Origin of the sequence: uncultured Bacteroides sp. (assembly GCF_937912035.1) — a bacterium.
In the GTDB taxonomy this organism is placed as follows: domain Bacteria; phylum Bacteroidota; class Bacteroidia; order Bacteroidales; family Bacteroidaceae; genus Phocaeicola.
Genome location: NZ_CALDPF010000002.1, coordinates 145,476 through 151,795 on the forward strand (window position 1 = coordinate 145,476; position 6,320 = coordinate 151,795).

The following is a 6,320-nucleotide window of genomic DNA, read 5'->3' on the forward strand; positions in this document are numbered from 1 at the left end:
CAGGAAAAGTCCGTACCTTTGCAACGTGTTTTTCATAGTATTAGATTTTAAGGTTAACAAAGGTTGGAGTACAGCGGTGCTCCTTTTTTTATGCCCGTACTTTAAATACCAAATTTCCATAAAAACTTTACAGACGACTCTTTTCACTTTGACCGGCACCAGTTCCTTTATATTTACTCTTGGTTGAGTTGAATTTATATGAAAGCTGAATGCCAACACGTTGCCAGTCACGATAGATGCGATTTCCGTTATAAGAGTCTATTCCATAAACATTAAAGTGATAATAACCGGTACGAAGAATATCATTTGCTGTAAACGACAGTGTCAAAGCATTCTCTTTCAGGAAAGACTTGCTGATACGCGCATTAACCCTACCCTCAACACGAATTACAGCATATCCCATCCTGGCTGCTGTATTCATATTAGCCTGCAAGTTCAGAAACCAACCGTGAGGCAGATTAAAACTATTGTCCCATCCTAAATTGAATACAGGTTGCTTTCGATATACATCAATTCCTAAATTACGACCGTCTGCCGGAGAAAGCAAAGCCGATACACTAAACTGCGGTTGCCACATACCTACCTTGGGAGATGCTACAAGATTGAAAGCAAAACCATTGTATGCGGCCAGATTGGCAGCACCAAAAAGCAATACTCCAGGATGAGTTTCCTCATTATATGGCATGGTTATATTTGCAATCGAGTTTTTGGGACGGAAATATTGGATATTGGCAAACAACCATTTATAAGAAGCATTAAATGACAAAATATTAGTTTGACTAGGCTCAAGTCTCGGATTTCCGGTAGTATATGAATATTGTGTCCTATAGCTGATAGCATTAGTCAGCATACTATAAGAAGGGTTACCTTTCATCATGCGATAAGTAAGTGCCAAACTTAAATCACGGTACGACCAGTTGACAGATGCCGTAGGAATGAGTTCGTCATAAACAGGACTCTGCTCGTCAATACGTATTCCCTTATCATAATAATCTGTTTCCCTATGCTCGTATCGCAATCCTGCATTAGCTTTCCACTTTCCATAATTTATGGAATACCCCGCAAAAAGCGCAAAAGTTTTCTGCCGGATAAGGTTGTCGGCATCTTCAGAATAACCACTCTGAGTAAAAAGAGCATCTCTTTCCGTCAGTGTACCTTCCGATCCAAAAGATAATTGTCCTCTCCCCATAGATACACCAGCCTGCAATTTCGCCGCATAAAGTTTGCTTCTTGAATCAGAATTACTGTAAATTTCTTCTTTACTTCCGTCTTCGGCATATTGACTGGTACTCAACTGATTATTAAGGTAATCAGCATTAAAATCAATCATCCACCTTCCAAATTCACCCACATAATAAGCATTCACAGCATGGTTCAACCCGTTTTTAAACTGAGAAATCTGCTGAAAATTTGAATTATCAACTTCTACTCCATTACAGAAAGTTGTCGTTTCACCCCAAGATTCTTGCTGCCCTATTCCCAAAGTACTTTCCGGCGTATATCTCACACCGAAAGAATGATGTTCGTTCACTTCATAATTAAATCCGGTTTCAGCTGATAATCTTTTTGATTTGGACGTCTGTGTATCGTTGGCTATTGTTTCCCATTGGTCCTTCCCATAAGTTTGTATAACAGCATTAGTCTTTCCGTACGAATTATTTTCACTAACATATCCTTTTACAAAAATATCCAATCCACCGGTACGGTAATTCAATGCAACCTGCTGGTTAGCATTAGCCCAACTTCCTTGATCATACGCAAGGTTAACACTGCCACTCCATCCCTGCCCTCTTTGTTTGAGGGTACGAATACGGATTACCGCAGCTACATCCGCAGCATATTCCGGTCCGGGAGTAGTGATGACTTCAGCCGAAAGAATTTCTGTAGCACGGAGCCTGTCGAGTTCCCCTATATCACGCACCTTCCGGTTATTAATATAAATTTCCGGATTTCCGCTACCCAAAACCGATAAACTCCCATTTTTACTTGTTACAAACGGAAGATGAGTCAACATCTCATTAGCTGTTCCCATTTGAGCAAGCGAAGTACCGGCTACATTGACTTTCAAGCCGTTGGCTTGAGATTCTATCAACGGACGATTTGCGGTAACAGTCACTTCCTCCAGCGTATGAGCATCTGGAAGGAGCTGTATTAGATTCTTAGATCCTACAATCTGCAAAGCGGTTGCATAACCTATGTAGGAAACTTTCAGCAGATAAGGGACATCCGCTTCACCAGTCATCAGAAAAGTTCCATCCTCATTAGTAACACTCCCGTTTACAAATACAGAATCAACGGTAAGCAACAATACATTGCAGTAAGGCATAGGCTGTTGTTTTTCATCAACCACCATACCACGGATAGCAACCGGAGTCTTCTGTACGCCTTTCGACACAATAACGATATACTCTTCTCCTTTTCGTACATAAGTAAGCGGCTTGTTTTCAAGTATTTTTTCTACCGCTTGCATAATTGTATTTTCGTGAATGGATACAGTTACCCTATACGACTGTACGTCACTGTATGTAAAGAGGATACGATAGCCAGACACCTGTTCCAGTCTTTTTAAAGCAGTAGGCAACGTTTCGCCTTTAAACTCAATGCTGAAACGGTCCTTTGTTTGCGCCGGAAGTACCAGAGTTATACTCATAAAAACCAGCAAAAGATAAATACTCTTTCTTTTCATAACTTCTGTAAATTTATATTCTTCTGCAAGTAATACGTAGTCCTCCTGATATCGGGTACCACAAAAAACTATTTTTTCAAAAAAAATCAGATACCGACCACTACTTTTCCTTTTTCGAAACTTACCTTTACCCGTTGCATACTATTCAATAGTTCCAAAATATCCTGCAAAGAGTCACTACGATCGGCCTGAAAATGCAAACGTTCATGCATGATTTCTTTATGAGTAAAAACAATATCTACATTATACCAGCGTCCAAATTCACGCATAATTTCCACAAGTTCCACATTGTCGAAATAAAACTGCCCATCAATCCATGAGCGATAATCGATGCTATTCTCTACAGATGTCTTATGCATTTGTGCATCAGTATGTTCACCCGGTCTCAATTGCAACTCATTATGATTTCTGTCAGTCACCCTTACACTACCTTCCAATAGCGTAACCTGCGTATCATTACCCGAATAAGCCTTGACATTAAAAGAAGTTCCCAATACTTGAGTTTCCAAAGCGTCAGTCTTCACCATAAAAGGATGTTCCGCATCTTTGGTTACTTCAAAATAACCTTCTCCTTTCAAGTACACCTCACGCTGTTTCATTCCCTCAAAACTTTCCGGATATTGGAGAGAACTTTCAGCATTCAGCCAAACACTGCTACTGTCCGGAAGTATCACCAGCTTGTTCATTCCCCGCGGAATACACAAGGTATTAACACCATTCTTGGTTTCAATCGAAACAACCTGTGCTTCAAGATTTGCCCTAAATACGGTATATTCTTCAGAAACAGACGGACGCAACAACAAAAACAGGAGAACCGAAGCTGCAACCGACAAAGCAATACCAACATAAAGCATACGTGTTTTCTTTTTCGGTTGCGCAGACATCTCACTTAACGCTTTTCGGGACTTGAAAGACTGCCACTCGGCGTCTACATCCGGAGCAGTAGCATAACGGCGTGCCAGCGCTTCACGGCTATCTAATAAATCACGACAGATACGGACGCAATCCTCGTCGCCCAGTATGGCATCCAGTTCCTCTTTCGTAAAGTTTTCGGGATGCTCCATTGCGTCCAGCGTACGTACGATTTTATCTTCCATTTCCATAATACTATCTGTTCTATATAATTTACGTTCAAGAATTCTTTCCGGGTACCTTTTTTATGCCGAATTCTTCCCTTAAAAGCCTTAAAGCTTTCATGATATGCTTCTTGACACCACTAATACTGATACCGAATTTATCTGCAACTTCCTGATATTTCTTATTATCAAAATAACACTCCTTCAGAATAGTTTTAGTCGGGTCGGTCAATTGTTCGATAATTTTTTCAATGCGTTGCACCCGTTCTTCCATTTCATCGGGAAATGCATCTGTATCCTCTTCGGTGACAATCCGATAAAAATCGGCATATTGTTCCTCAACCTGCCTATGCCTCAAATAATCTATACAGCGGTTCCTTGTCTGTACATACAGATAGGCTGTAGCTGTTTCAGGCTTCAAATCCTCAAAATTCTGCCAAGCTTTCTCAAATACATCGTTGACAATATCCTTACATACCTCTTCGTCTGTAATGAAACGAAAGGCATAATAATACAAACGAGCATAGTTTTCCTTATACAACTGCTCAAAACAATGTATTTTAAAAAAGGATTTTTGCATATTAGTTCAGACTTTTCATTTTCTGATTCTGGTACAAAGGTAATATTTATATTTACAATGCACTTAAAGTTTATCTTTACAAATACGTTTTAGAAAAAAGATAAAATATCCCCAATTATATTCCATAGTAACACGACCTAAAATACGGCAAGATAAAAATGGGAAGATGTTACAACAATGGAATTCTACATAAAATTGAAACTGTGTCGTGATTGTTTATTAAATCATTCAGTAAAAAATATTCCCCATTTCACCTTCACATCTTTCACTGTGAATAATGAAATGGGGATTATGAACTTCGATAAGATTACGGAAAGTAAAAAATGTTACTTCTCCTACAAATTCATATAGTTTATTTTTCTATTATGATATACTCTCCGTTTACCTTTTTACCATTAATATAATATGTTGTTTCAGATTTTGGTTTATCCTTTTTCCACCAAAACTTATGATTAAAGACAATTATATCATTCTTACTTCCATCACCCCAATCTATCACAATTTCTTCATCATAATTATCATCTCTTGCAAGTTCTCCAAAGAATAGTCCATATTGAAAATCTTTTCGAGACTCGTCAAATGAATATAACCCACGAAACTTCGGCAAATAAGCCCTGGAGTTAGTTTTTTCATTAGGTTCTTCATCAAGAATATAGGTTTTTCCACGGAAAGTAATCTTTATTTCATTTCCTGCCATTGAATTTTCTGTAGCGGGATCCATTAAATTATTACCTGATTCATCCACCACATTTATGGAAATAACGATAGGTATAAAATCCCAAATAAGATTATCTTTTTTACAGGAAGTAAAAAGAACAGGAATTAATAATACACCCAATAATACTTTTAATAAAAAATTTGTCTTCATAATATGATTGTTCCGAATTCAAACTGATAATGCAACAGTATCAAATTCCTTGTTAGTTAACTGATTTATATTTTTCTTTCGGAGTAATATAACTTAATCTTTTCCTCGGTCTGGAGTTTAAGATATCCTGAACGCGCATTACCTGTTCCTGTGTTATATCTCCAAGATCCGTACCTTTTAGGAAGTATTGCCCATTCTACACATTGGTATTTGCTGGCATCTCTTTCTCATGAATGGTATGGTTTAAGAAAGCAAAAAAAACATTTAGTTTATTTGTACTCTCCACTTAAAACTGAATTATTTTCCATTGTCAGCCGACATAATATGTATTTGATTAATAAAAGGTTAGGGGCGTCTATGGTAACCTAATATAGTGGATTGGCTTCATTTCCACTAAGAAACCTTATCCATACCAACCCTATAACCCAATCTTTTATCGTTAACAAAGTACCTTTGTAATTCTTACCTATATCTTATCTATATCTTCAAGCCCCACTTTCTCATCTACAATCTAAAGCCGCCAATCTATATCGACACGTTTCTTGATGAACCTACGTCCATAAGTTTGTGAACATCTTTTTTATGCGATATCCTTATTTCCTTAAAAGTATGTATAGCTTCTTGTCCCATGTTTTTATATTCACGAACAATAAACATATATTAAATTTCGCAAGCAATAAATGATTAAAACAAAAAAGTCCAAAATTCTGATAATCCATAATATTAGAAATGCAAAGCAAAAAATACAATCATTCAGCTATCTACAAAGATATATATATATTATTACAAAATCAATTTTTTTCAGAAATAATGATTGCTCGAAAACAATAATAAGAATTTCAAGAATCATGAGTAGTATCTTTGTACTTTAGCAATACAATATACTAACAGACATCGTTAAACGCTATGAATCTTACAAAACAATCGGAGAAATCTTTGCTAAAGTCTAAATACAGACTTTTGAGACCTTCGACAGACTTTAAAAGGTCAAATTTTACTTGCAAAACTTAAATTAAAACACAAAAAAATCAGGTTGAATATTCAACCTGATTTTCTGAGCCTCTTGTCGGATTCGAACCAACGACCCCGAGATTACAAATCACGTGCTCT

Annotated in this window: 4 protein-coding genes; all 4 read right to left on the reverse strand. The window is 37.1% G+C overall.

Translation table 11 applies throughout. From position 1 onward, the window contains the following. Nucleotides 1-127: 127 nt before the first annotated feature. Nucleotides 128-2,686 (reverse strand): outer membrane beta-barrel protein, encoded by a 2,559-nt coding sequence (locus tag Q0486_RS00525; RefSeq protein WP_299229171.1) that lies wholly within the window; start codon nucleotides 2,684-2,686, stop codon nucleotides 128-130. An 86-nt stretch (nucleotides 2,687-2,772) separates the two neighbouring features. Beyond that, nucleotides 2,773-3,789, reverse strand: a complete 1,017-nt coding sequence (locus Q0486_RS00530; RefSeq protein ID WP_299229174.1) for a FecR domain-containing protein — start codon at nucleotides 3,787-3,789, stop codon at nucleotides 2,773-2,775. 28 nt (nucleotides 3,790-3,817) lie between these two features. Further along, nucleotides 3,818-4,342, reverse strand: coding sequence for an RNA polymerase sigma-70 factor (locus Q0486_RS00535; RefSeq protein ID WP_299229177.1), 525 nt, complete (start codon nucleotides 4,340-4,342; stop codon nucleotides 3,818-3,820). 352 nt (nucleotides 4,343-4,694) lie between these two features. After that, nucleotides 4,695-5,210 (reverse strand): hypothetical protein, encoded by a 516-nt coding sequence (locus Q0486_RS00540; RefSeq protein ID WP_299229180.1) that lies wholly within the window; start codon nucleotides 5,208-5,210, stop codon nucleotides 4,695-4,697. Nucleotides 5,211-6,320: the final 1,110 nt, after the last annotated feature.

Bases quoted from the DNA above. Each gene is read 5' to 3' on its own strand.
- Q0486_RS00525 (WP_299229171.1), bottom strand. From the start codon at position 2,686: ATGAAAAGAAAGAGTATTTATCTTTTGCTGGTTTTTATGAGTATAACT.
- Q0486_RS00530 (WP_299229174.1), bottom strand. From the start codon at position 3,789: ATGGAAATGGAAGATAAAATCGTACGTACGCTGGACGCAATGGAGCAT.
- Q0486_RS00535 (WP_299229177.1), bottom strand. From the start codon at position 4,342: ATGCAAAAATCCTTTTTTAAAATACATTGTTTTGAGCAGTTGTATAAG.
- Q0486_RS00540 (WP_299229180.1), bottom strand. From the start codon at position 5,210: ATGAAGACAAATTTTTTATTAAAAGTATTATTGGGTGTATTATTAATT.